Annotated in this window: 22 protein-coding genes and 2 pseudogenes; all 24 read right to left on the bottom strand. The window is 34.6% G+C overall.

What is annotated here, in order from left to right; genetic code table 11:
- Positions 1 to 144: 144 nt before the first annotated feature.
- Positions 145 to 786 (bottom strand): HAD family hydrolase, encoded by a 642-nt coding sequence (locus tag H9Q20_RS09970; protein ID WP_187477637.1) that lies wholly within the window; start codon positions 784 to 786, stop codon positions 145 to 147.
- Complete coding sequence (locus tag H9Q20_RS09965) at positions 776 to 1,747, bottom strand: ATP-grasp domain-containing protein (RefSeq protein ID WP_187477636.1); 972 nt, start codon at positions 1,745 to 1,747, stop codon at positions 776 to 778. The genes H9Q20_RS09970 and H9Q20_RS09965 overlap by 11 nt, the downstream gene beginning before the upstream one ends.
- 106 nt (positions 1,748 to 1,853) lie before the next feature.
- On the bottom strand, positions 1,854 to 2,183 hold the full coding sequence (locus H9Q20_RS09960) for a DUF1016 N-terminal domain-containing protein (RefSeq protein WP_187477635.1): 330 nt from the start codon (positions 2,181 to 2,183) through the stop codon (positions 1,854 to 1,856).
- Positions 2,184 to 2,185: 2 nt separating this feature from the next.
- Positions 2,186 to 2,791, bottom strand: a complete 606-nt coding sequence (locus H9Q20_RS09955; protein WP_187477634.1) for a sugar transferase — start codon at positions 2,789 to 2,791, stop codon at positions 2,186 to 2,188.
- Positions 2,792 to 2,865: 74 nt separating this feature from the next.
- Positions 2,866 to 4,188, bottom strand: coding sequence for an ATP-binding protein (locus H9Q20_RS09950; RefSeq protein ID WP_187477633.1), 1,323 nt, complete (start codon positions 4,186 to 4,188; stop codon positions 2,866 to 2,868).
- A 64-nt stretch (positions 4,189 to 4,252) separates the two neighbouring features.
- Positions 4,253 to 4,339 (bottom strand): annotated as a pseudogene (locus H9Q20_RS09945) (lipid carrier--UDP-N-acetylgalactosaminyltransferase); the annotation flags it as partial.
- Positions 4,340 to 4,433: 94 nt separating this feature from the next.
- Positions 4,434 to 5,630, bottom strand: a complete 1,197-nt coding sequence (locus tag H9Q20_RS09940) for a glycosyltransferase family 4 protein (RefSeq protein WP_187477632.1) — start codon at positions 5,628 to 5,630, stop codon at positions 4,434 to 4,436.
- Between the two features lie 6 nt (positions 5,631 to 5,636).
- The gene (gene wecB, locus H9Q20_RS09935) at positions 5,637 to 6,776 is read right to left on the bottom strand and encodes a non-hydrolyzing UDP-N-acetylglucosamine 2-epimerase (protein WP_187478609.1); all 1,140 of its coding nucleotides are present in this window, start codon (positions 6,774 to 6,776) and stop codon (positions 5,637 to 5,639) included.
- Between the two features lie 31 nt (positions 6,777 to 6,807).
- A pseudogene (locus H9Q20_RS09930) lies at positions 6,808 to 7,169 on the bottom strand (four helix bundle protein).
- Positions 7,170 to 7,210: 41 nt separating this feature from the next.
- On the bottom strand, positions 7,211 to 8,368 hold the full coding sequence (locus tag H9Q20_RS09925) for an NAD-dependent epimerase/dehydratase family protein (protein WP_187477631.1): 1,158 nt from the start codon (positions 8,366 to 8,368) through the stop codon (positions 7,211 to 7,213).
- Positions 8,369 to 8,593: 225 nt separating this feature from the next.
- On the bottom strand, positions 8,594 to 9,058 hold the full coding sequence (locus H9Q20_RS09920; RefSeq protein WP_187477630.1) for a WxcM-like domain-containing protein: 465 nt from the start codon (positions 9,056 to 9,058) through the stop codon (positions 8,594 to 8,596).
- Positions 9,058 to 9,417 carry a four helix bundle protein gene (locus tag H9Q20_RS09915; protein WP_187477629.1) on the bottom strand — a complete coding sequence of 120 codons (360 nt, stop codon included), beginning with the start codon at positions 9,415 to 9,417 and terminating at the stop codon, positions 9,058 to 9,060. Before H9Q20_RS09915 ends, H9Q20_RS09920 begins: the two co-directional genes overlap by 1 nt.
- 92 nt (positions 9,418 to 9,509) lie before the next feature.
- Positions 9,510 to 10,544: a polysaccharide biosynthesis protein gene (locus H9Q20_RS09910; protein WP_187477628.1), complete on the bottom strand. Its 1,035-nt coding sequence runs from the start codon at positions 10,542 to 10,544 to the stop codon at positions 9,510 to 9,512.
- A gap of 42 nt (positions 10,545 to 10,586) precedes the next feature.
- On the bottom strand, positions 10,587 to 11,600 hold the full coding sequence (locus H9Q20_RS09905) for a YhcG family protein (RefSeq protein WP_187477627.1): 1,014 nt from the start codon (positions 11,598 to 11,600) through the stop codon (positions 10,587 to 10,589).
- A gap of 521 nt (positions 11,601 to 12,121) precedes the next feature.
- Positions 12,122 to 13,249 carry a glycosyltransferase family 4 protein gene (locus H9Q20_RS09900; RefSeq protein WP_187477626.1) on the bottom strand — a complete coding sequence of 376 codons (1,128 nt, stop codon included), beginning with the start codon at positions 13,247 to 13,249 and terminating at the stop codon, positions 12,122 to 12,124.
- Complete coding sequence (locus H9Q20_RS09895; RefSeq protein WP_187477625.1) at positions 13,233 to 14,333, bottom strand: glycosyltransferase; 1,101 nt, start codon at positions 14,331 to 14,333, stop codon at positions 13,233 to 13,235. Before H9Q20_RS09895 ends, H9Q20_RS09900 begins: the two co-directional genes overlap by 17 nt.
- Positions 14,323 to 15,522, bottom strand: a complete 1,200-nt coding sequence (locus H9Q20_RS09890; RefSeq protein WP_187477624.1) for an O-antigen ligase family protein — start codon at positions 15,520 to 15,522, stop codon at positions 14,323 to 14,325. Before H9Q20_RS09890 ends, H9Q20_RS09895 begins: the two co-directional genes overlap by 11 nt.
- 11 nt (positions 15,523 to 15,533) lie before the next feature.
- Complete coding sequence (locus H9Q20_RS09885) at positions 15,534 to 16,700, bottom strand: glycosyltransferase (RefSeq protein ID WP_187477623.1); 1,167 nt, start codon at positions 16,698 to 16,700, stop codon at positions 15,534 to 15,536.
- The gene (locus tag H9Q20_RS09880; RefSeq protein ID WP_187477622.1) at positions 16,669 to 18,024 is read right to left on the bottom strand and encodes a lipopolysaccharide biosynthesis protein; all 1,356 of its coding nucleotides are present in this window, start codon (positions 18,022 to 18,024) and stop codon (positions 16,669 to 16,671) included. The genes H9Q20_RS09885 and H9Q20_RS09880 overlap by 32 nt, the downstream gene beginning before the upstream one ends.
- Positions 18,017 to 19,183 carry a nucleotide sugar dehydrogenase gene (locus tag H9Q20_RS09875; protein ID WP_187477621.1) on the bottom strand — a complete coding sequence of 389 codons (1,167 nt, stop codon included), beginning with the start codon at positions 19,181 to 19,183 and terminating at the stop codon, positions 18,017 to 18,019. The genes H9Q20_RS09880 and H9Q20_RS09875 overlap by 8 nt, the downstream gene beginning before the upstream one ends.
- A gap of 99 nt (positions 19,184 to 19,282) precedes the next feature.
- Positions 19,283 to 20,641 carry a nucleotide sugar dehydrogenase gene (locus H9Q20_RS09870; RefSeq protein ID WP_187477620.1) on the bottom strand — a complete coding sequence of 453 codons (1,359 nt, stop codon included), beginning with the start codon at positions 20,639 to 20,641 and terminating at the stop codon, positions 19,283 to 19,285.
- Positions 20,642 to 20,666: 25 nt separating this feature from the next.
- Complete coding sequence (locus H9Q20_RS09865; RefSeq protein ID WP_187477619.1) at positions 20,667 to 23,024, bottom strand: GumC family protein; 2,358 nt, start codon at positions 23,022 to 23,024, stop codon at positions 20,667 to 20,669.
- Between the two features lie 8 nt (positions 23,025 to 23,032).
- Positions 23,033 to 23,782 carry a polysaccharide biosynthesis/export family protein gene (locus H9Q20_RS09860; protein WP_124640033.1) on the bottom strand — a complete coding sequence of 250 codons (750 nt, stop codon included), beginning with the start codon at positions 23,780 to 23,782 and terminating at the stop codon, positions 23,033 to 23,035.
- 233 nt (positions 23,783 to 24,015) lie between these two features.
- The gene (locus H9Q20_RS09855; protein WP_124640035.1) at positions 24,016 to 24,960 is read right to left on the bottom strand and encodes a sugar transferase; all 945 of its coding nucleotides are present in this window, start codon (positions 24,958 to 24,960) and stop codon (positions 24,016 to 24,018) included.
- Positions 24,961 to 24,978 lie beyond the last annotated feature (18 nt).

The following is a 24,978-nucleotide window of genomic DNA, read 5'->3' as shown; positions in this document are numbered from 1 at the left end:
TTTTATGCTTTAAAGAATGGTCAGTAATTCGGAAAGATTGTTGATGGCTGTTTCGTGAGCACTTTTTATTACCCTTGTTTAATCATTCTCCCCGGATTACCAACCACAGTGGCTCCATCCGGAACATCTCTTATGATTATTTTTTTAAATAATATTTTTTACTTCATCGAGTGAATTGACTTTAAACCTAGGCAAATATTCTTTTTGAAAATCAAAACCTTGAAAATGTATGTTATATCCTTTATCTAATAAACAAATAGTTATCCAACCTAATTTATTAGGTGTAACAAAATCTTTTTGGGGATTATCTGCTATGTAAATATATTCGTCAATTTCATTTTCAAGAAATACTTTAAAATTTCGCTCATTAGGTTTTGTTGATCCAAACTCTTCTGAAACGATTATAATATCAAATAAATCTTCAATTTTTAAGGCTTTTAATTTATTTCTTTGCGTTACAGAACGCCCATCTGTAATCAAACCTAATTTATTTCCTTTGGATTTTAGTTTTTTCAAAAGATTATCTGCTCCCTCGTTTAAAGAAACATTTGGATAGTGATTTCTATACAGCTCTAAAAGTTGCTCTATTGAATATTTTGGATAATCTTTCGCCAAAAAATCAAAAACATTCTCTCCTTTTTGATATTTAGAAAACATTAAGTCGAATAATTTCTCCTGATTTTCTTTATCTACTAAATTTGCAATCTCTTTATATGCGGATTTTAGATAATCAATTTCATACATCAAGGTATCATCCAGATCGAAAATGATATATTTAGCCTTCATAATTTCGAACTAAAACTTCATCATCATAACGAAGCATTAATAAATTATTTTCCCAATTTTCAGTATAATCAATCGTTTTTCCTAAAATATATTCCTCAATCAAATATTTAGGATAATTAGCACCTGCTAAATAACTTAAAGGATACCCTCCACCAAAACGTGGATTAATCTCGATTCCAATGATACGTTTTGTTTCTTGATTAAAAAAGAATTGCATAGTTAAACAACCTATAGCCCCTTCGATATGCGAAAGTCTTTCTTTAACGTATTGAACAATTTCATTTTTATGTGTAACTCCTTTATTTACTTCACCTGCACGAACAAAGATTCGTTTGCGTGGTACAACACATTTCAACTCTCCATTCTTATCATAATAAGTATCTACCGTATATTCATCATGTTTGGCGTGATCAATATATTCCATAAACATCAATTTTGGATTTTCAAGATGATAGCTTGTTAATTCAGATTTATTTTTAATCAAAAAAACATCTTTACTTAACGAGCCGTCATAGGGTTTTATGAATAAAGGAAATGATAAATTATTCTTTTCTAATTGCTTTGGAATATCGATGTTATTATCAATAAAAAAATGATTAATTATTCTCTTATCTCTGCAAGATTGAATAAAATTAAAATCAGATACAATTGGAATAATACCTTCTTTTAAAAATAATTCTTTATTTTCAGCTAAAACTTGTAGCTCTGTATCAATTGTTGGAATAATTATTTTTATCTCTAATTCTTTACAAATATGTAATAGCTCAAAAATGTAGTTTTCATTTGTTACTTTTTTTACTGTTCTATATCCGTCTGAAACACGACAAGCTGGAGCTAAAATAGGGTTTAAATCTACAGTATATACCTTATTTAATACATTTAGCTTCTTAATTTCAGTTTGAAAAGCTTTAACTAAAGAAACTCTTTGTCCTGCTGATGTTATAAGTATATTGTTATTCATTTTAATTTTTTCCGTTAAAGGCTTCTATAGTGACTCACAATGTTACTATTTTATTTTTCTACTTTTAAAATTTTCTGGCTGATTAACTCTTTAATTTGTTTTTCATCTACTTATGTTTCCAAGGTAAAAGTGCAACGGAGCGTTGCAGTTTTTCATCTGCAGGTACATAATATTCGTAAAACCTCTTCATGTTCCACAAATTTCGAGAGGAAAAACCTGTGGTATTTGGGAATTCTTGTTTTAAATCTGCGGATAAGCGTTTTACAACACTACTTCCGTATCCTTTTTCTGAACTTTCTTTAGAGAGTTGCTCGCCAATATTCCAATACAATTGCATCATCGCAGTATTTACCCGTCTCGCTAATAAAACTCTGGTAGATTTTATTTCTGCGATTACCTGATGTAACAATTGGCTATATTGCTTGCTTTCTAGCATGATTAATTTTTTCCATTAAACGCTTCCATGGTGGCTTGCCCCGTCTGGCTGATGCCTTCTCGTTTAAAAACCTTTGCAAAAGTAGTGAAGAAAACCTTCAAGTCGGTAACAAAACTTAGGTTATCCACATACCAAACATCCAATTCAAACTTTTTCTCCCAAGAAATGGCATTTCTACCGTTTACCTGTGCCCAACCGGTAATGCCCGGACGAACCAAATGTCTTTTCTTTTGGGTTTCGTTATACAAAGCTAAATATTCAGGCAACAAAGGTCTAGGGCCAATCAAAGACATATCGCCTTTAAGTACATTGATGAGCTGTGGGATTTCGTCCAAAGAGGTTTTTCTAACAAAAGAGCCGATGGGTGTTAATCTGTCTGCATCGGATAAAAGATTGCCGTCAGCATCTTTTTTGTCGTTCATGGTTTTGAATTTGATGATTTTAAAAATCTTTTCATTCAAACCCGGTCGTGCTTGAAAGAAAAAGGGCTTGCCTTGGTTGGCGAAATACAAACCTATAGTTACCACAATAAATAGGGGTGATAATACAATTAATCCTATTAAAGCGATGGAGAAATCGAAAAGGCGTTTGAGGTGGTTTTTGTACATTTTTTTTAAGATTGGGGATTAGGGATTTGTTCCTAGTCCCTAGTTTCTAATCTCTAGTTTCTAATCTCTAATTTCTAATCTCTATATTTAATATCATTTAAAGAATATCCTTTGTATTCCATTTTATAATTATTAAACTGTTGAGCTAGCTTTTCTGATTTTGATTTTAAAATTTCCATGGCTATTTTCTCTGGATTTCTTTTAACTTCAACAAACAGAACTGTTTTCTTAGCATCGTTTACAGCAACAATATCAATTTCATTCTGGTTGTTTTTCTCCCAATAGTTTCCAATCAAATTATAGGTTTTTTCAGATTTTAATTTCTCAACAAAATACTTTTCCAAAATCTTCCCGCTAAAAGTAGGATAATCACGAAGGAATATCTCTTTTAGGTAATCCAAATTACCAATCTCTACTGCAGATCGGTATTTGTAAATGAATCGAAACCAGAAACACAAAAAATTATCTTCTATGGAGTATTTTATAATTCTACTACCCGGTTTTGCTAATATAGGTCGAACTTTTTTTATAAGTCCATATTCATTTTCCAAGCGGTCTAAAAATCCTCCGGTTTGGATTTCCAATATCGATTCGATTTCTACCCTAGAAGTCTTTCCAGATGCAATCAATGTTAAAATAGAAAAATAATTACCATATTCTTTTCCAAATTCATCGATTAATATATTTTTTCCTTCTTCTAAAAACAAAGAATTTTCGGATAATATTTCGTTTAACATCGTCTCAAAAGTTAGCGTTTTTGCTTGTACCAACAGTTCTACATACTTTGCTACTCCTCCTGTAAACAGATAAAAAGCCAATAAATCTTCGTTCGTATAATCTGGGGAATTATCATTTAAAATTTCTTCTATCGTTGCAACATCAAATGCTTTTAAATGAATTCTTTGAGTAGCTCTTCCGAAAAGTGGTTCTTTTGAATTTTCAAAAATTTTGGTCATCATTGAATAGACCGAACCACAGAGTATGAGATTGATTTTACTGTATTCTTTATTCGTGTCCCAAATATTTTGCATATCCGAAAATATTGAAGAATTGACAGATACAAACTCCTGAAACTCATCAATTATCAAAGTGAAATGTAGTGTTTTAGCCAGTTCCATCAAAAAGCCAAACACCTCTTTGAATGTTTTTATCTCTCCAAAAATAGGAACATTCAACTTTTGTTTTATTTCTTCTACAAACTCAGCACAGAGCAATATTTCACTTTTTTTGGCTACGAAAAAATAAAGGCAAACCGTATTTTCGGTCGCTTTCATCAAAAGGCTGGTTTTGCCAATACGCCTTCTTCCCACCACAAAAGTCATTTGTGCAGTAGTTTTGGATAGATTATTAATCTTATCCAACAAAGCCAATTCGTTTTCTCGGTTATAAAATTTCATTCTAATTATCGCAATACAAATTACCGTAACCTAAATTACAATAACAAAGGTAGTGTTTTTAATTTCCATTACAAACTATCTTATCGTTCATGGTTTTGAACTTAATTATTTTAAAAATCCTCTCATTCAAACCCGGTCTAGCTTGGAAGAAAAAGGGCTTGCCTTGGTTGGCAAATATATTTTTTAGGGATTAGGGATTAGAAATTTGTTCCTAGTCTCTAATCCCCAGATAGTTTTGGATATTATCATTTCAGTTTGTTAATGATTAAATCATACGATTTGTCCACAGTGTAATTTTCTTGCAGTAATATATTTCCATTTTCAGCTAAAATATCCAAACTACTTTTTAACAACATATTTAGTTTTGTTTGCATGTCATTTTGGTTTCCTGCTAATACTTTAAAACCACAGTTATTCGCCTCAATAATTTCACCTATATCAGTATTAGGATCAGTTGCAGCCAATATAGGCATTTTCATCTCCAAATAAGACAATAATCTTGAAGGGAAATTCGGAATTATGAAGTTTTTATCCAAGAAAATTAAACCTACATCGCATGCTGCTAATAATTTATCATAGTCCACTTTGGGAAGTTTTTGTAATAATTTAGCATTGCTCGGCTTATTATTTTCAAACCAAGTTTTTATGCGAAAATATTCCGTTCCGTCTCCAACAATCAAGAAAAATAATTCTTGCTGCTTTGTTGCTTCTATGGTTTCCAATAAAAAACTCAAACCTTGTGGTTTTCCTAAATTCCCCCCGTACACCAAAACTTTTTTGTCGGTAGGAATACCGTATTTTATACGAATGCTACTTTTATCATCCTCAGTATAATTTATAGTAATAGGTTCTATCGTATTGGGATTAACTTCAACTTTTTGAGGATTAACTTCAGGATTATGTTTTATAATAAAATCAACATTTGCCGGTGACATGCACCCAATAGTATCCGAAACTTGATACAATTTCTTTTCTTTCTTTACAAATTGCTTGTGTATAAATCCACCTGCTTTCAGCATTTTCATGTCAATCGCATTTTGCGGAAAAATATCTTTCAACAATAAATAGCAATAAGCGTGATCTCTCTTTTTAAAAAATTCAATTACCTTTACAAAAGTAATTGGAGGTGTAGAGTACAAAACCAGATCAAACTTAACATCTGACAAATACTTTTTAATAGCTGTAAGGTATTGATATTCTATCGCTAAAGTACCTATTCCCTTTTCAACAACATTGGTTTTCTGAATATTAAAAGTCTTTACTTGTAAAATAGAAACACCATCTTTTCTTTTAAAATTGGTCGAAATACCCAAGCGTCTTTCAACTGGAGTTACTATGGTTACATCATGACCTTCGTTACGAAATTTCCGCAACAAATCTTGATATATTCCTCGTTCCTCAACCGTTTTAATTCCTACAAGTGTTAAAAAAAGTATTCTCATTCTTTCTTATATCTCTTCACTCCAAACCGTTCTTTTAATATAATCCGTGTAAGAGATTATGATTCTTACCACTTTATCCGATACATTGGGCATTGCATAATCGGCAACTGGACGGAAGTTACGCTCTTCTCCTACTTTTTGTTGTAATACTTGAACCAAACCTTGCAGGATTCGTTCCGGAGAAAGACCAACCATCATAACGGATGCTTCTTCCATAGCTTCTGGTCTTTCGTGTGCTTGACGAATGTTTAATGCTCTGAAATTTAGAATTGACGATTCTTCAGAAATGGTTCCTGAGTCTGAAAGACAGGCATAGGCGTGCATTTGCAAGGCATTGTAATCGTGGAAGCCAAGGGGTTTCAAAAACTGAATTTCAGGTCGCATTTCTATCTGCATTTTATCCATCATATTTTGTGTGCGTGGATGCGTAGAAACAATGATTGGATATTGGTATTTCTCGGCAATTGCATTTAAGGAAGTCATCAAACCTCGGAAATTTTTCTCGTTGTTGATGTTCTCTTCTCGATGCGAAGAGACCACAAAGAATTTTCCTTTTTCAAGGTTCAATTTTTCCAATACATTCGAAGCTTTTATTTGAGGTAAATAATGATTTAAAACCTCAAACATGGGTGAACCCGTTTTAATGATTCTGTCTGCCGGCAAACCTTCTCTCAACAAATATTCTCTTGCAATATCCGAATAAGTCAAGTTAATATCCGAAGTGTGATCTACAATTTTACGGTTGGTTTCTTCCGGTACTCTTTGGTCAAAACAACGGTTTCCGGCTTCCATGTGGAAGATGGGGATGTGTCTTTTCTTTGCCGGAATGGCACATAGACACGAGTTGGTATCGCCCAACACCAAAAAAGCATCCGGTTTCAATTCCTCCAAAAGTGGATCTATTTTGATTAAAATATTTCCTACGGTTTCGGTGGCTGTTTTCCCCGCGGCTTCTAAGAAATAATCCGGTTTACGAAGTCCGAGATCTTCAAAGAAAATTTGGTTCAGTTCGTAATCGTAATTTTGTCCGGTATGAACGATGGTATGTTCTATTGCTTCAGAAGCATCTAAAGCCATTAATACTCTTGATAATCGTATGATTTCTGGTCGTGTTCCCACGACGGTCATTACTTTCAATCTGGTGATTGGTGATTGGTGATTGGGGATTGGTAAATTGTTATTTGTCATTTGATTTTACATATTTTATTAATCCATTCAACAGTTTTCCTACTGTTTGAATTTTACTGATTGTTTGATTAAATGAACCTTCGGTCAAAAACTTAAGATTCTTTGCTATTATTAATTGGGTATCCAATTCTTGTTGACTGCCTAAAGCTATATACAAAATTGAATAAATTCTTTTTGTGAATGACGAGCAGCACCTTCGGCTATATTACTTGGAACTGAAATAGAAGATCTTCGTATTTGATTCGTTAAACCAAATCGTTCTTCTTTTGGGAAAGTACTTGTTAACTGATAGATTTCTGTTACCAAATCTACACTTAGTTTCCATACCTCTAAATCTTTATGTGTCTTCATAATATTTATAGTTACAAGTTACAACTCTCTAATCCCTAAATTTACACCACTTCAAAAAAAGTATCTGCATCTTCAGGATTAAAAGGTTCGTCTATCCAAAAAATGGTATATAAGTCTTCTTCGCCTATATTTTTTATATTGTGGGTGTACCAAATTGGCATATCTACATACGCTGGTTCAGTACCCTCTAAATAGAAATCTAAAACCTCGTCTGTACCAATTTTTCTTAGCTGTATCAAAGCTTTTCCTTTGATTACTGCAAATCGTTCTATTTTACGCGTGTGATAGTGATTTCCTCTTGTAATTCCCGGCACTGTTGTTGAGAACGAACACTGTCCGCCAATACCTAGACGAATAACCTCCACAAAAGCACCTCTTGGATCGGTGTGTTGTGTGAATTTTACAGGGTAATGCGTTTTATTATCTATATACGAACGATAGGTATTAAATAAATTATGTTCGAAATTTGAATTTAAAACGGGGATTTCGCCACCGTCAAAATATTTCGTTTTATATTCATTTAAAAGTGCTAAAACTTCCGATACTTTTTTTGTTGAAGTAGGTTCAACAAACAATTCGGGCTGACTTTTTTCTGAACGAATTTCGTCTATGATTTTATAAACCAATTCCTGAACATATATCAATTTTACTTCACCATCATTTGCGATCGTTGGCGTTTCACCATGGGTTAATTGATAGCAAAATGTTGCAATAAAAGAATTATAAAAGGGTTTGCCAAAAGCACCAAAAACATTTGGAATAATCAGTCCCGTTGCTTTCCCTCCATTTTCTTTTGCCCAATTTACTATTGCTACGCGACCTTCTTTCTTAGATTTCCCGTATAAATTATCGCGTTCTTCTTGTGTAGATGAAGACATCAAAACATGCGCTTTAGAATTGGTTCTTTTTAAAGATTCAACCAAATTATTCGCTAAAGCCACATTGGTATCATAAATAAACTGTTCGGATTCATGACGATTCATTGCTGCTAAATGGACAATTACATTGCATTGTGAAACAAAATTGTCTAATTTGGTTTCATCATCAAAAAATTCTTTTTGAAAATCAATTCGCTCAAATTCTTCAGGAAATAATCCTAAAGTATGATACAAATGACTTCCAACAAAACCATTTTGTCCTGTAATTCCAATCTTTTTTAGTGATTGGCGATTGGTGATTGGTGATTGGTTATTGGTCATTGGTTATTGGTTATTGGTTATTGGTTATTGGTTATTGGGGATTAGAGATTGGGGATTGGGGACTTGAGATCAGGATCTCTAATTTCCAGTTTCTAATCTCTAATCTCTAGTCCCAAATCTCTAGTTTCAAATCTCTAGTTTCAAGTTTCTAATCTCTAATCTCTAATCTCTAATCTCTAGTCCCAAATCTCTTGTTTCAAGTTTCTAATTTCTAATCTCTAGTTTCTAATTTCTATTAAAATAATCAATTGGAAAACGATATTCATCGTGTATTTCTCCTAAGGCATAATCCGATAAAACTAAAAGTTTGCTATCCGGATCTATTGCCCGAATTGCGGTGATGCATCCAGCAGGAACATGAAGATATGATAAGGTTTCATCAGTCAAAATATATTGCTGAATTGTTAAATCTTTAGACGGGTTTTCAAAATTATCCACTTCGATTACAGAAATTTCAAATCTCCCATACATTGCAGCAAACCACCGTTGCTCGACTTGATGTCCTTGCCAACCTCGAACAAATTCCGTAGAATGATTTTCTATGGTATAAATACGCTTGATTTTTGAAGCATCAAAATCATTATTGAAAGTAATGACCCCTCTTTCGTCTTCGTGTCGATTTCCATTCAGATATTGGGAACTTGGAACTAGAGATTGGAGATCGGGGATTGGGGATTGGGGATTTGACATTATAATTTAGATTTACGATACTTGATTAAACCATTTAGCATTTTTCCTAATTCATTTATTTTTAATTGCGTAGTTGTGAAAATATCTTCAGGAATGTAAAATAAATTTTTAGAAATAATTAATTGTGTTTCCACTTCCATCAAACTTCCTAAAGCAATATATAAAAATTGAATGAATTCTTTGTTGGATTGGCGAGCTGAACCTTCAGCAATATTACTTGGAATAGAAACGGCAGCACGACGAATTTGGTTAGTTAAACCATACAACTCTTCTTTAGGAAAATTATTTGTTACTTGATAAATATCTGTAACAAATGAAATCCCTTTTTGCCAAACTTCTAAATCCTTATGTATTTGCATAAAATAATTATTTTATGGATTCGTAACCCCTAGTCCCTAGTCCCTAGTCCCTAGTCCCTAATTCCCAGTCCCTAATCCCTAATCCCTAATCCCTAATACGGATACTGCATCACTTCCTCTCCAAAAACTTCTTTTCTGATAAGCGGTAAGGAAGAAATCAATTTTTTCAATCCTTCTACACCTTGTTGTTGGGTGTTGTGCGAGTGGTAATCTTCTATTTTTGAAACATCTTCTTCCCCTTCCGAGAAAAATTTGGCATAGTTCAAATCTCTATTATCAGCAGGGATACGGTAGAAATCGCCCATGTCTTCAGCCTTCATCATTTCTTCGCGCGTGCAGAGCGTTTCGTAGAGTTTTTCACCATGGCGCGTACCGATAATTTTTACGGGAACCTCCTTGCTTGTGAGTTCTATTAGGGCTTTTGCCAAATCGCCAATAGATCCTGCCGGAGCTTTGTTCACAAACAAATCGCCGGGTTGTGCATTTTCAAATGCGAACAGTACCAAGTCCACCGCATCGTCCAAGGACATGAAAAATCTGGACATGTTGGGATCTGTAATGGTGATGGGTTCACCTTTTTGGATTTGGTTGAGGAACAAAGGAATTACCGAACCTCTGGATGCCATTACATTTCCATATCTTGTCAAACAGACCACAGTATCTTTTAGGTTTCTGGCTTCGGCAACGGCAACTTTTTCCATCATGGCTTTGGAAATCCCCATGGCATTGATGGGATACGCTGCTTTGTCGGTAGAAAGGCAGATTACTTTTTGTACCCCATTTTTAGCGGCTGCTTTTATAACATTTTGCGTCCCTTCTACATTGGTTTTCACGGCTTGCATGGGGAAAAATTCGCAAGACGGTACTTGTTTCAGGGCAGCAGCATGAAAGATATAATCTACCCCACGGGTTGCAGGTTCTACAGAATCGAAATCTCTAACATCGCCGATGTAGTATTTTATTTTATCGTTTTTGTAGAGGTTACGCATATCGTCTTGTTTTTTCTCGTCTCTGGAGAAAATACGGATTTCCGAAAAATGGTCGGTTTGTAAAAAACGGTTAAGTACCGCTGTCCCAAAAGATCCGGTACCACCGGTAATCAGTAAGGTTTTATTTTTTATTTGCATAGTTGGTTTTTGTATATTTTATCAGCTATTATTATACTATTTTTATGGATTTTTATTCAACTCACTTAGCACCAAAGTTTGTAGTTTTTCTTTTGGAATTAATAATTGATATTCTGCCACACCGATAGGCTTATTGATATCCTGTAAAGCTATTTCTACATCCAGATGGTCATGTTCTGCACACAAGATAATTCCGATAGATTGGTTTTCATTTTCTGCTTTCTCCAATTTGTCAAGTAGTGATAAATATAAATTCATTTTCCCAACATACTCTGCCTTGAAACTTCCTATTTTTAATTCTATAGCAACTAAACACTGTAATTTTCTGTGATAAAAAAGCATATCTACAAAATATTCTTTAGCATTGTATTCCAAACGGTATTGGTTACCAATAAATGAAAAACCTTTTCCTAGCTCTAGAATAAAGTTTCTAATTTTGCTAATCAATCTATTTTCTAGCTCCAATTCTTTAACAGGCTCGGTTATTCCTAGAAAACCTAAATTATAAGAGCTTCTAAAAACCTCATTAGCGAAGGTTGCATGTGTGTTTTGTAAAGTTAATTCGAAGTTATTGGATTTAATATTTTTTTTTACTTGGCTATACGAATCCATTTTTATGGCTTGATGTAACATATCTCTTGACCAACCTTTTGTTATGGTTTCGTTTGCATAATATATAACCATTTCGTGAGAATTTAGTTTATCCATCAGTAACAAATTATGTCCCCAAGGCAAAACTGCTACAAGCTGTAGCAGTTTTGGGCCTGCTTGGAAATATCTTTCATAGAAGCGTTTCATATTCCATAAATTCCTAGGAGAAAGACCCATTTCCGGAAACTCTGCTTTCAAATCTGTAGAAAGCTGTTGTACAACGCCACCTCCATAGCCTTCTGATAGTTGCTTTTCGGATAATAGCTGACCTAACTTCCAATACACCGATTGAACATTACTATTGATGTGTTGGGCTATAATCCTTCTAGAGATAAGAATTTGTTCTTTCGCTTGAGTTAATATGGTGTTATATTGTTCTTTCGTAATGCCAAGTTCTTTTCTCATATCTATATATTATTTATGGTGGAATTGATTAATATAAAGATTCTCAGTACCACCGGTAATCAGTAAGGTTTTGTTTTTTATTTGCATGGTTTATTTTTGTTAATTTTCAAAGATAAAGTTTATGTTGTTTTTTATATACTTACAAACTGGTCTAAATATTTTTATTCAATAAAAAATCTGTAATGTAGAGATGTTTTACCTCGTTTGCTAAATTCTTTAAAGATACATTGTTTTTACGAATTTATAAATTGACCATTAATGAATATCTACAAAAAAACTCTCATATACTTGTTGTTTTTTAGGGTTACAGCCATAAAGTTTTTTTATTATTACTTTACTTTTGTGGTTATAACCGTAAAATATATTTTACAATTTAGGATTTATGGGTAACGATTAAGATCCGGCACCACCGGTAATCAGTAAGGTTTTGTTTTTTATTTGCATGGTTGGTTAATTAATGAATGGTAATATATGATTAATTTATTTTGATCTCTTCTAAAAATATACTTTCATGTTTAAGGTTATTTATCTTTAAAACTAGACAAAAGTTCAAATGTTTTTTCTGAGCAATCTTTCCAGGTATAATTCATAATACTGTTATACGCTTTTTCAGCATTTATTTGTCTGACTTCCTTATTTTCAAGAAAATTTTTCAATGTACAATAAATTGAATCTACATCCAACGGATTAAAATAAAATCCAGCATCATTCAATACTTCCGGCATGGGTCCCATATCAGAACAAGCGATGGGCAAACCCGCCGACATGGCTTCTATTAAAATTATCGGTTGATTTTCACATGAAGATGCAAATACAAAACCATCTGCTTGTTTGTAGATTTTATCCAATTGGTCGTAATCTATCAATCCTTTGTAATCAATGCAAGCAAACTCATCTTTCTTGATAACAGCATTTAATTTCTCCAAAGACTCTGGTGTAGAACTCCCAACCAATTGCAGCTTTATCGGATACCCTTCTTTTCTTAAACGCAATATTGCTTCTGCCACATTCCACTGATGCTTATATGCAGTAACAATCGATACATATAAAAAATTGAAAGGTTGCTCAAATGTATATTCACTTATCGATCTTTGAATTTTAGGCAATTGTTGAAAATTTAGATTAATACCATGTGATATGATTTCAGATTTATTTTCCAGAGCTAACTTGGATTGAATGGATTCTTTGGCGTAATTGGTCAAATAAATCACTGCTTTAGATTTTTTGAAAGTATGTGACTGTGTTTTTGCCAAAATTTTAAAACGCAGTTTTGTTCTCCAACTCTGGAAACGATTACTTTCATCTCTTTCGAAAGGTAACATATTCTGGCTCATAGAAACTATTGGTTTGAAACCACCAAAATAAGTACCACCCGGTACGAACAGCAAATCGACCCGATTGGATTTCAGCACCCCATTCATCTTAAATATCTGAAACAGGAAAGAAAACAGCATCCCTCGATTCAACCATTTGTCCGAGAGCTTTACGATACCGGCACGGCTAGATATTTTATCCAAAGTATGCTGATTGGATAGCAACACTATTTTTTCAATACCGTTGTCGCCCAAGTCTGCCCGGTTTACTATCTCTTTCAGGTGTGTAAGTCCACCGCCTGCGCGGATGTTGCTTGCATCAATGGCTATTATCATTTAATGTATTTCTTATCGTTTTTATTTGATATTCAGGATTCCATTTCTCATCAATAATTCGCCAACAATCTTCTTTCTTTAAGGGGTGTTGAAGCAGATAACGAATTTTATCTGCCATATCATCTATATCATTTTCTTTGAAAAAACTACCGTTTACCCCCTCTTGTATTGTTTCAAATTCAGGCATTTGATTAGGATAATTATTATGGGTAATTACCGGAGTACCATACATAAGACTGTGTATTGCTGTTAAGCCCACATTGCCGGGCGAAACACACATTGCCGCATTATACAACAACTCCCCATTGATTTTTTCATCATAAGATGCACCATAGAGCCAAACTTGATTTTTCAATTCAAATTTATCTATTAATGATTGAATATCAAATTCTTGTACCACATCACCAAGTAATACGACATTAACCAATACACCTTCATCCCTTAGTTTCTTCACAGCTTCTAATAGCATATCTATTTTTTTTGCTTTCTGAATCCTACCTATAAATATGACTACCGGATGATTATTTCCGAAATGGTTGCGATAAATCGAGGAAACAGATAATGAATGACGAACTTTTAATTGAAGATCATAATCCAACGAGTTGTAGATTGGGATTAATTTTTTTTCCGAAAAACCTTCTTTTATCATCAACGACTTTGCATAATCGCCGTAAAGTAAAACCCCACTTGCCATTTTATAAAAAGCTTTTTTAATTAGCTTCTGATATGTTTTTTCACGACCATACCAACCGTGTGTCCAAAGGTAAGTTTTTTTACCAGTAAGCTTACAATAGATTAAAATAAACCAGTTCGGTAGAATTTTTAAGTCGCCTGTAATAACATAGTTTTTGTATGGCATCAACAACAATTTCAACACACCAACATACCACAAGAAAGGACCAAACGAGAGTGTACGAAACTCTTTCTTAAAGTTGGAAAGCTCCTTTAAGTCAAGTTTCTTAATTGAAGAATTCGGTATGTTCCCAAAATATAAATCAGCATTTAACTCTTGATCTATTTTTTTTAAAATAAATTCTCTATAATGAGGTGCATAGTTCAAGACGAATGCAATATTACTTTCCATTTTCCATATTTATTTTGTATCCACTTAATAATCCAATAGCTGAAAACATAATAATTGCAGTATATATACTACCTGAGAACATATACTGAAAAAACCCGTTTGCAAAAATGATATATAAAAATATTGTATCCCTATTAATTCTATTCTTTGTAAAAGTAGAAATCAATATTAATATAAATAGGGCGGCTCCAACAATACCTGTACCCATTAAAATCTCCAATATTATATTATGTGGATAAAAACCAGAAACTTCTATCTTTCCACCAAAAATAGGATATTTCAAAAATTCATTTATAGCTTCGTTCCATAATCTATCTCTTCCACTCATATCTTGATTTTCAATTGTCCTATTTATCCTATCTAATAAGGAACTTCCTGTAAACTCTAAAAAAAAATAAAATAGTGGAATTATTGGAATCATTAACAATACATATTTAACCTTCTTAAATCCTGTTTGTGAAAAAATGAACAATATTACAGACAATATGACTACAACTAGGGCTCCTCTAGTTGACCCTAGTACAAACAAAAACATTGATAACAAGAAATTGACTACATGAATAATTTTATTTATGATATTCAAGTTCTTGAAGTTATACGATAGATAAGGAATTAAAAGACTTATATTTAGTGCACCAGCATAAGAAATAGCTAATGGACTAAGAATCACATCATCATTACCCTCTATATTAGCTCCAAATCTGCCTCCTTCTCCTGCAAATAATATATCCCTATAAAATATTATAACAACCAAAGCCATTAAAAAGCCTGCAATTAATTGTGTTTTTACAATAAGGTGGAGGTATTTTTTGACATTTATATTCCTAAAGAAAATATATACTGAATAATTAAAAAACAAAAAGTAAAATATATAATAGTACCAGAGATTATGAAGAGGTATTTTATCAGTTATCATCTCTGTATATAAAACCTTTAATAAATAAAATATAAAAAACAAAAAAACATAGAAGTCTGTTTGCCTAATTTTAAAACGTAGTCCATTTAAATGTATTATTGTAATTATTGCTATTACTAGCTGTAACACTCGAACAGGTAAGGAGTAAAATTTTGACAATTCAACATTTCCAGTCGTCAGAATGAGAGCCAAACCTAAGTAATAACCTGAGAACATGAAAAAATTCATGTACATTATAAACAATCGTCTTATAAATTCGAGTTTTATATTCATTATAGGAGATTTTATTTCAATAGTTCTTTAGCAAAAACGTATGGCGATCTAGATTTAATATCTATTTTAGATATAAGACTTGGCTTTTGTTTACTAAACAACTCTATAAATAATTTAGTCAACTTCATTTTGTCTATATCCTGAATTACAATTCCAATTCCTGATTCTTTAATAATTTCACCTAACAACCCTTCTTCCGGACCAATAATGATGGTATTCGATGCAATGGATAAACCTACACAGCCACTGGATGCTTCAGTGGATGAGTAAGGACATAGGCAATAATCCGCAACTGTGAAAAGAGACTGTGTTAAACTTTTATCTATATAATCATTTATAAAAACTATATTTAAACCCTTTTTTGACAGTTCATTAATGCAATTAACGATATCTTGATTCAATTGTGGTTTATTACTTTTGCCTGCATAAATTAATGTTACATTATTATATAATTGATCATTAATATCTAACAAAGCTTGTAAAATCAGTAAAGAACCCTTTCTATAATCCATTGAACCATAGTGCAAAAATATTTTATGGTCAGTAGGTATCTGGTAAACCGTTCTTAATTCTGTAATAATACTAGGATCAAACTCCTCAACGGGATCACTAATCGAAATCAGTTTATTTGTCTTCAATAGATTGTTAGCATCTTGAACTCCATTATTGTCATTTAAAAAATAGATATTTTTAATAAATCTATTTCTTACAAGTAACTTTATTAAAGTATATCTTTTGAAAAATCTTATTCTATTTTTTAAAGATTTTGATTTATCTTGTCTAAAGAACTGAGAAAAAATTATTCCTCTATAGAGTATTTTAGTTTTGAATATCAATCCTAATTGAAAGATATTCATGTCAAGCAAAATAACATCTGAAACATTATTCTTTAATGCATAATTATGAACATAATTTGAAAAATTCAAACTCTTTCTAAATACACTCGCTCCATTTAATTTATCGACCTCAATTTGCTTTACAAACTCAAATTTAACATTTTGTATTCGTAATTCATTATATAGTGGTTTGTATTTCTCGTTTAATAGGAATATATACTGAGTGTTATCCGTATTATTTATCAAGTAATTAACAACATACTGAACAAAAACAGGATGATGTCCAGTTGTAAAGAACTCTACAATCAATTTATTTATCCCATAACCCATATGACTTTCCATTTACTAATAAAAACACCTGTTTCCAAAGAAACAAATTCATAATACAAAACAATAATATTGAAGCAATTACTACTCCAGATACACCATATTTCAATGTTAAATAATAAGACAAAGGTAGGTTCACAATTGAGCATATGATATATAATATCAACTGAATATTTAATTTACCAATACCATTGATGACGTTCATTGCAATTGTTAATCCAGAGAGTATTAATGAATAAATAATCAATGTCATCTTAAGATTAGGCTCAATGAAAAAATCCTTTCCTAACCAAAATTTAATTAATACATCTCCAAAAAACACAAGTATCAATGTTGTTGAAACTCCTAATAGAATGTAGATAACGAAGACTTCTTTTAATTTTTTTATTATCCACTGCATATCTTGTTTATGATATGCTTCTATAATTGAACTCCAAAACGGAACCATTAAGATAGAAAGAAGCATATATAATATTGTATAAAACTTATACGCTACGCTAAATTGTGTAACATCAGTAGCTCCTAATAATTTCAGAATAAAAAATGTCTGTGATTGAAACATTACAAGTACGCCAATCTGTATAATAAAAAATTTGCTACCTAATCCGAATAATGAATTAATATGTTGTCTCTTAAAAGAGTTTAGACTAGGTTTAATGCTATTAAAATCATTTGAAAAATAGAATATGCTAAATACAACATTGAATATAACTGGAAATAAAGTTAAACCTAAAACAGATAATAATAAAGTATTTTGCGTATTATAAAAAGATAATACATAAATATATATCAATGTAAATAATTGAGATAAAGAAAACTTAAAAGTCGTAAGTGCGGTTTTACTTTTTGCCATTAAGATATTATCAATTATTTTAGTAACAAAGTTGAACAAAGTACCTAATACTAAAATATTTAATAAGAGAAATAATGAATCCAAATTACTTGGATCAATATTGAATAAAGTATAAAAATCAATATAGTATGAGCTGACATAAAATAATACATATACAATTGAACTTATACAAATTAAAATTATATAAGATGTAGAAATGTACTCTTTAGCCAAGTCAAAATTACTTTTAGCAAAAGCTTCACCTAATTTATTTTTCAACCCATTTCCTAAACCTATATCAAAATAATTTATCCAATTGATAATATTCGCTAAAGCAATCCAGATACCATATTGATAGTCAGTAAGAACATGGATCAATAATGGTATTAAAATGAATCCGATTAAAATATTGAATATTCGTAAACCAAATGAAGCAATTATATTGCCATATAATACTCTACTTCTTGGGTCTAGATTTAATAAAGTATTAATTTTATCCTTAATCATTACCAAATAAATCCCTTGTATAAACCTTTTCCTTCACATCAGATAAATCATTAGTCATTCTATTTGAGATAATTACATCACTAAGTTTCTTGAAGTCTTCCAAACTTTTGATGACTTGAGACCCAAAGAATGTATCTTCTTCCATTACCGGTTCATAGACCACAACCTCAATACCTTTGGCTTTGATCCTTTTCATGATGCCTTGTACGGCTGAGGCTCGGAAGTTGTCCGATCCGGATTTCATAATCAAGCGGTACACGCCCACTTTTTTAGGATTTTTGGCGATGATGGTGTCGGCAATAAAATCTTTTCGGGTGCGGTTGGCATCGACAATGGCTTGTATGATGTTGTTGGGTACGGCATCGTAATTTGCCAAGAGTTGCTTGGTGTCTTTGGGCAGGCAATACCCGCCGTAACCAAAAGACGGATTGTTGTAATGGTTGCCAATTCTGGGATCCAGTCCTACGCCTTCTATGATTTGCTTGCTGTCCAAGTTGTGGATTTGCGCATAGGAATCCAACTCGTTGAAATACGCCACGCGCATTGCCAAATAGGTATTGGAAAAGAGTTTTATGGCTTCGGCCTCTGTGGACTGGGTGAACAAGGTGGGAATGTCTTTTTTAATCGCCCCTTCTTTGAGCAAATTGGCAAAAACTTCTGCTCTTTCGCTTTGCTCACCGATGATGATGCGCGAGGGATGCAGATTGTCGTACAAGGCTTTGCCCTCTCTGAGAAATTCCGGAGAGAACAGAATGTTTTGTATCCCCGTTCTGTCTTTGAGATCTTGGGTAAAGCCTACCGGCACGGTCGATTTGATGACGATGACCGCCTGTGGATTGTAGTTTTGCACTTCCAGGACCACGGCTTCCACGGATTGGGTGTTGAAATAATTGGTTTTGGGATCGTAGTCTGTCGGCGTCGCTACAACAACAAAGTCGGCATTTTTATAGGCCATTTCCTTGTCCAAAGTCGCCGTGAAATTCAGCTCTTTATGAGCCAAGAAATCCACAATTTCCTTGTCCTCGATGGGTGAAATTTTCTGGTTGAGCAAAGCGATTTTTTGCTCCACGATATCCAAAGCCACCACTTCGTGGTGCTGTGCGAGTAATACGGCATTGGACAAACCGACATATCCGGTTCCCACTACGGTTATTTTCATATCCTTTTTAATTTTCAGATAAAGAAAGGATGATCCTTTGCTTTATTTTTATTAGTTTTTGGTTTTTAGTTTTTGGTTTTTGGTAAAAAAAACCAGGCTTTACAATCTTCCGTCCGTACGGTTCAAAATCCCTTTCACATCGTAAACCACACCGCCGTCTTTTAAGAATGCATTCAAATCCAAATCCATAAATTCTTTGTGAGCAACGGTCAGGACGAGGGCATCGAATTGGTTGTCGGTTGTTGGTTGTTGGTTGTCGGTTGGTAGGGATTGGTGGGTGGTGATGCCGTATTCGTGCATGACTTCTGCTGGATTGGCCCAAGGATCGAGAATGGTGATTTCCATTCCGTATTCTTTGAGGCTGTTGACCACATCAATCACTTTGGTATTTCTAATGTCCGGACAATTTTCTTTGAAGGCAAATCCCAAAAGCAGGACTTTGGATTTTTTAATTTTGATGTCCTTGTCAATCATCAGTTTTACGACCTGCGAAGCGACAAAAGCACCCATGGAGTCGTTCATTCTTCTGGCGGTAAGGATGAGCTCGGAATAATACCCTATCTCTTGCGCTTTCTGCGCCAAATAAAAAGGATCGACCCCGATGCAATGTCCACCGACCAATCCCGGCTTGAAGGGCAGGAAGTTCCATTTGGTTCCTGCTGCTTCCAATACGGCATGGGTATCGATGTTCATCAAGGAAAAAATCTTTGCCAATTCATTTACAAAAGCAATGTTGATGTCGCGTTGTGAGTTTTCAATCACTTTGGAGGCTTCGGCTACTTTAATGGTCGGAGCCAAATGCGTTCCGGCAGTGATCACCGATTTGTACAAATCATCAACTATAACACCTATTTCCGGTGTAGATCCTGAAGTGACTTTCAGAATTTTTTCTACGGTATGTTCTTTATCTCCGGGATTAATCCTTTCTGGCGAATAGCCGGCAAAGAAATCTACATTGAACTTGAGTCCGGATACTTTTTCCAATACCGGAATGCATTCTTCCTCGGTTACACCCGGATACACCGTGGATTCGTAAATCACGATGTCGCCTTTTTTCAAGACTTTACCAACGGTTTCACTCGCTTTGTAGAGCGGAGTAAGATCGGGTCTGTTGTTTTTATCGACCGGTGTAGGAACGGTTACCACGAATATATTCGCTTCTTTGATGTCTTCTAAATTTGCAGAACAATAAAGACCGATGACTGGGTTATGGGGTGATGAAGTTATGAGGTGATGAGGTGATGGGGAGACTGGGTGAGAAAATGGGTTTTCTTTGACCAAGACGGCTTTTAAAACATCGTCTTCTACCTCTAAGGTAGAGTCGGTTCCGCTGTTCAGTTCAGCAATTCTGGATTGGTTGATGTCAAAACCCACAGTGGGGTATTTTGTAGCAAACAATCTAGCCAAAGGCAATCCTACATAACCCAAGCCGATAACTGCAATTTTGTATTGTTTCATTAGTTTTTTTTTGAAATATTTTTTTTTACCAAAGGCCTAAAAAGCCTTTCTTTTTGTTTTTTTCGTGCAGGTGTCCATATCCATATCCATATCCATATCCTTTGGTATAGTCGATCCCGTTGATGATGACGGCTAGGTTTTTCATTTTTTGGGATTCATAGGCTTCTTCCAATACGGAGAGCATTCGTTTGTCCATGTGGTTGACACGGGTCATGTAGAGTGTCATGTCCGTATGTTTTGCAATGATCTGCGCATCGCCCACCAAAGAAACCGGAGGAGCATCGAGAATGATGTAATCGTACTGAGTCTTCCATTGGTTGATCAGTTGCTCCAATCGATCGGTCATCAACAATTCTGCAGGATTGGGTGGTATGCTCCCGGAGTGTAGGATGTCAAATCCATATCCTTTGGTATTTTTGATAATGGTTTGGGACGGATCCAAGTGTTCATCGGCCAAGAGGTTGGACAAACCTATCTGAGATTTGTACGAATCCAAATCCATATATGCCAATAGTTTTGGAGATCGTAGATCGGCACCTATCAGTAAAACTTTCTTTTTGGATAAGGAAATGATCTGCGCTAGATTGATGGACGCAAATGTCTTGCCCTCTCCGGGAATGGTAGAGGTTAGCAATATGGTTTTGCAGCCTTCGACCTGTGGCATCATGAACTGCAGATTCCCACGCAATATCCTGAACGATTCGGCTACTGAAGAGTGGTCGTTGTTGGAAATGACATAGTTGGGTACTTCTGCCAAAGGAATATCTCCCAAGATGGGTCCTTTGTATATTTTTTTGATGTCGAGTCTACTTTTCACTTTATTATCCAGCATAAAGAGCAGATACAGAATGGAGACCGGAATGACCAACCCCAAGATGAACGCTCCAAGGTAGATGATGTTTTTCTTAGGACTTACGGGGATGCCGTTGCTGTACGCCAGATCCACAATTTTTATGGCATCTACTTTTGCCGATGCCTTGATCTCGGCTTCTTCTCTTTTCTCTAACAAGAAAAGGTAGATGGCTTCAACAATTTGCTGTTGTCTGGCAATTTTTTTGAAACCCAACTCTTGCTGAGGCATCTTGTTGAGCTTGGAAGTCAACTCTCCTTTTTTGGACTCCACCGCCGACAATTTGGTCTGAAGGGTATTTTGAAATAATCTTAAATTATTTTTTACAGAAGATTTTACATCTCTAATGTTTTCATTGAGCGCCTGCATCACCGGATTGGCGTCCTTCATGGACTTGCTAAGGTCTTGTTTTTCCAGCACCAATTGGTTGTAGCTTTCAATACCGGAGTTCAGGCTGACATCTTCCAAGCCCACATTTGCCGGCAAAAGCACATCTTTGGATCGGTTGAGGTTGGACATCATTTGGTTGGCAATCTGCAATTGAGCCGTTAGGGAAACGACATCTTTATCCACTTGGAATGCATTGTTCATGTACAACCCGCCTTCTGCCTGCAAATCATTGATTTTATTGCTGGTTTTGAAACTTTCCATGGACTTGTCCACTCCAGAAAGGTCGTTGGAAATAATCTTCAAACGGTTGTTGATAAAGTCGGCGGTTGCTTTGGATATCACATTTTTATCTTCCTGCAAATCGGTATTGTACACATCGATCAGGGTGTTGATGGTCCCTTCTGCTTTTTTGACATCGTTGCTGATCAAAGAGAGGTTGACCACTTTGGATTTACCGTCTTTCTCGGCTTCCACCTGAAGTTGATTTCTTAATTTATCTGCCGCAAAATTAATGGACTGAAAATGGATTTCAAAAGATTGAGATCCTGAGAATTTTTTGGGGTTTTTATTGATGACAAACAAACCAAAGTCCGATTTCACCGGTGTCCCATAGCTGTATTCTCCTTCCTGAACGAAGGATTTGTCTAAAATCTCATAGCCTTCCTTACTCAACTTCAAAAATAGAGAACCTTTCAGTTTTTCATCGTGAAAAACATTTGGATTTTGAAATGAAAACACAACAGGGCTTTCGGATTTAGAAACCTCTGAAGTATTGATCCTTCCTTTGTTGATGTACTGTACATTAAGCTCATTTTTTTCCACGACTTTGGTCATCAATCTTCTGGACTTTAGAATCTTGGATTGATCCGTAACCATGGCGTTGTCTTTGGAACCGAAGCTTACGGCATCTTTTATCGCTTCCAATTCTGGAGAAGCTGCATCTTTGTCCTTCAACAAGATCTGTGCAGAAACATTGTACTGTTTTGTGGCGTATCTTAAATATAAAAACGCTAAAGATAAACACAGGAAAATGGATAACAAAAACCATTTCCAATAGGCGATGTATTTTTCTAAAAGTTCTCTTAAATTAATGGTTTCCTCTTCTTGTTCGGTGTTGTATTGAGAAAAATTCTGATTGTCCATGAAAAAAATTAACGGGTGATGATGGCGATTAACGAAACGGCAATACTGATGGCCCCAATCCAAATGGAATAGTTGACCACGGAGTTTTGTACCTGAGCTCTATTCGGTTCTACATAGACCAAGTCATTTTGTTGCAGGTAGTACGCAGGAGAATCCAAGACTTCTTTTTTGGTAAGGTCCAAAGTATAAGTCGTTTTTTGTCCGTTTTTTTCACGGATCACCAAGACATTTTCTCTTTTCCCTTGTATGCTAAGATCTCCAGCCATGGCGATGGCTTCTAGAACGGTTACCCTTTCGGTGGGCAGCGTAAAGTTACCCGGTCTTGCAACTTCTCCCAAAACGGAGACTCTGAAATTGGTAAAGTTGATGTTAACTCCAGGATCTACGATGTACTTGTTGAGTTTTTCTTTGATTTCGTCGGTTGCTTGTTGACGGGTTAGTCCAGCCAATTGAAGTTTCCCGAGTATTGGAAAATCAATGCTTCCGTCTTGCTGTACGGTATAATTTTTAGCAGTACTTGCAGTTGCGGCACCCGTTTGTGACAATTGGTTAAAAGGCGCTGCAGCCTTCATGTCCACAGCGGTCACATTGATCGCCAAGATATCGTCTGCCTGAATTTTAGGAATGTTGTTTTCGTAAAGGGTGTTGAGATTTGCATCTCCCTGAAAATACACAATATTTTTTTTGGAAGCGCAAGAAAAAAGCACGAAAAGTATAGAAAAACCGAGGAAAATCGGCTTCAATGCTGGTCGTTTCATGAGTTTAATTTATTAGTTTAATTTGAAGTCAGGCAAAAATACGGTTTTCTATTGAAAACACGGTATTAGGAATGTTAAATTTAAAAAAAAGTTTGATTTAGTGAATGTCCTTCGGTAGTTGACGGAACTTTGATGAAGGGATGGAGTGATGGAGTGATGGGGTGATGGAGTGAAGGGGTGATGGAGGGATTGAGGGAAGCAATTGACCAAATATAAAAAAACGAGCTGAAGACTTAGTTTCCGCTCATTTTTACGACGACTTTTACAGTCTTCAACAAGGTTTCTACATCTAAAAATATGGACATGTTCTTGATGTAGTAAAGGTCGTATTCTAATTTTTTCAGATTGTCTTTGGGCGTTGCTTTGGGCAAATGCACCTGAGCCCAACCGGTAACTCCGGGTTTTATGATGTGCCTAAGATCAAAGTAGGCATTTTCGTCGTTGGCCATTCTTACAAACTCTGGTCTTTCCGGCCGTGGTCCTATTAAAGACATATCGCCTTTTAGAATGTTAAGGATCTGCGGCAGCTCGTCGATCTTGGTCAGCCTGAGCCATTTACCAATTTTCAACACTCGGGAATCTTTGGCTTCTGTATAACCGCCGCTGTGTTTCAGCTTCATGGTTCTGAGCTTATAGATGTTAAAAGGTTTGGAGTTTTTCCCTACTCGCTCTTGTACAAAAAAGACTTTTCCCGGTGAGGAAATCCAAATAAGCACAGCTCCTAAAAGAATGAGTGGCAAAGCAAAAGGGATAAGAAGAATGGAAATGAGCAAATCGATGAATCTTTTGAGAAAAAGATATCCGGTTTTATTTCCCAAAGACAGGGTTTCATCGGCCAAATAGGTATTGGTATTGTATTTGACCAAAGGAACTCTTTGGTTGACCAATTCGTAAAAGTCGTGGATTTCGAAAACCTTAACGCCCATGAATTTCGAAGCGACCAACTCGTGGGTAAGCTGTTGGGATATGGAGCGCACACTGGATGCTTCAACAATAATGTACTGTATATTATTGTCCTTACAAAAGTCGGTATTTAATTCTTCTTCAACAGAATCAAAATGAAATGCTTTGTAATTTTTATCGAACTTTTTACCGTCGAACAATTTTTTAGAAATATCGTTGACATTGATAAAAAGACAATTAATTTTTCCCGTTCTGAATCTACCCTCCACTTTCATGTTTACTAAGGTTGCAAA

Origin of the sequence: Amniculibacterium sp. G2-70, assembly GCF_014353055.1 — a bacterium.
GTDB lineage: Bacteria > Bacteroidota > Bacteroidia > Flavobacteriales > Weeksellaceae > Amniculibacterium > Amniculibacterium aquaticum.
Note: the sequence above shows the minus strand (reverse complement) of the source record. Positions and strands in the feature narration are given on the sequence as shown.

Coding starts and splice junctions, on each gene's coding strand:
- H9Q20_RS09880 (WP_187477622.1), bottom strand. CDS start 18,024: ATGATTAAGGATAAAATTAATACTTTATTAAATCTAGACCCAAGAAGT.
- H9Q20_RS09865 (WP_187477619.1), bottom strand. CDS start 23,024: ATGGACAATCAGAATTTTTCTCAATACAACACCGAACAAGAAGAGGAA.
- H9Q20_RS09895 (WP_187477625.1), bottom strand. CDS start 14,333: ATGGAAAGTAATATTGCATTCGTCTTGAACTATGCACCTCATTATAGA.
- H9Q20_RS09955 (WP_187477634.1), bottom strand. CDS start 2,791: ATGTACAAAAACCACCTCAAACGCCTTTTCGATTTCTCCATCGCTTTA.
- H9Q20_RS09950 (WP_187477633.1), bottom strand. CDS start 4,188: ATGAAATTTTATAACCGAGAAAACGAATTGGCTTTGTTGGATAAGATT.
- H9Q20_RS09885 (WP_187477623.1), bottom strand. CDS start 16,700: ATGGAAAGTCATATGGGTTATGGGATAAATAAATTGATTGTAGAGTTC.
- H9Q20_RS09855 (WP_124640035.1), bottom strand. CDS start 24,960: ATGAAAGTGGAGGGTAGATTCAGAACGGGAAAAATTAATTGTCTTTTT.
- H9Q20_RS09940 (WP_187477632.1), bottom strand. CDS start 5,630: ATGAGAATACTTTTTTTAACACTTGTAGGAATTAAAACGGTTGAGGAA.
- H9Q20_RS09905 (WP_187477627.1), bottom strand. CDS start 11,600: ATGAGAAAAGAACTTGGCATTACGAAAGAACAATATAACACCATATTA.
- H9Q20_RS09920 (WP_187477630.1), bottom strand. CDS start 9,058: ATGTCAAATCCCCAATCCCCAATCCCCGATCTCCAATCTCTAGTTCCA.
- H9Q20_RS09900 (WP_187477626.1), bottom strand. CDS start 13,249: ATGATAATAGCCATTGATGCAAGCAACATCCGCGCAGGCGGTGGACTT.
- H9Q20_RS09915 (WP_187477629.1), bottom strand. CDS start 9,417: ATGCAAATACATAAGGATTTAGAAGTTTGGCAAAAAGGGATTTCATTT.
- H9Q20_RS09890 (WP_187477624.1), bottom strand. CDS start 15,522: ATGAATATAAAACTCGAATTTATAAGACGATTGTTTATAATGTACATG.
- H9Q20_RS09875 (WP_187477621.1), bottom strand. CDS start 19,183: ATGAAAATAACCGTAGTGGGAACCGGATATGTCGGTTTGTCCAATGCC.
- H9Q20_RS09925 (WP_187477631.1), bottom strand. CDS start 8,368: ATGACCAATAACCAATCACCAATCACCAATCGCCAATCACTAAAAAAG.
- H9Q20_RS09965 (WP_187477636.1), bottom strand. CDS start 1,747: ATGAATAACAATATACTTATAACATCAGCAGGACAAAGAGTTTCTTTA.
- H9Q20_RS09870 (WP_187477620.1), bottom strand. CDS start 20,641: ATGAAACAATACAAAATTGCAGTTATCGGCTTGGGTTATGTAGGATTG.
- H9Q20_RS09970 (WP_187477637.1), bottom strand. CDS start 786: ATGAAGGCTAAATATATCATTTTCGATCTGGATGATACCTTGATGTAT.
- H9Q20_RS09860 (WP_124640033.1), bottom strand. CDS start 23,782: ATGAAACGACCAGCATTGAAGCCGATTTTCCTCGGTTTTTCTATACTT.
- H9Q20_RS09910 (WP_187477628.1), bottom strand. CDS start 10,544: ATGCAAATAAAAAATAAAACCTTACTGATTACCGGTGGTACCGGATCT.
- H9Q20_RS09960 (WP_187477635.1), bottom strand. CDS start 2,183: ATGCTAGAAAGCAAGCAATATAGCCAATTGTTACATCAGGTAATCGCA.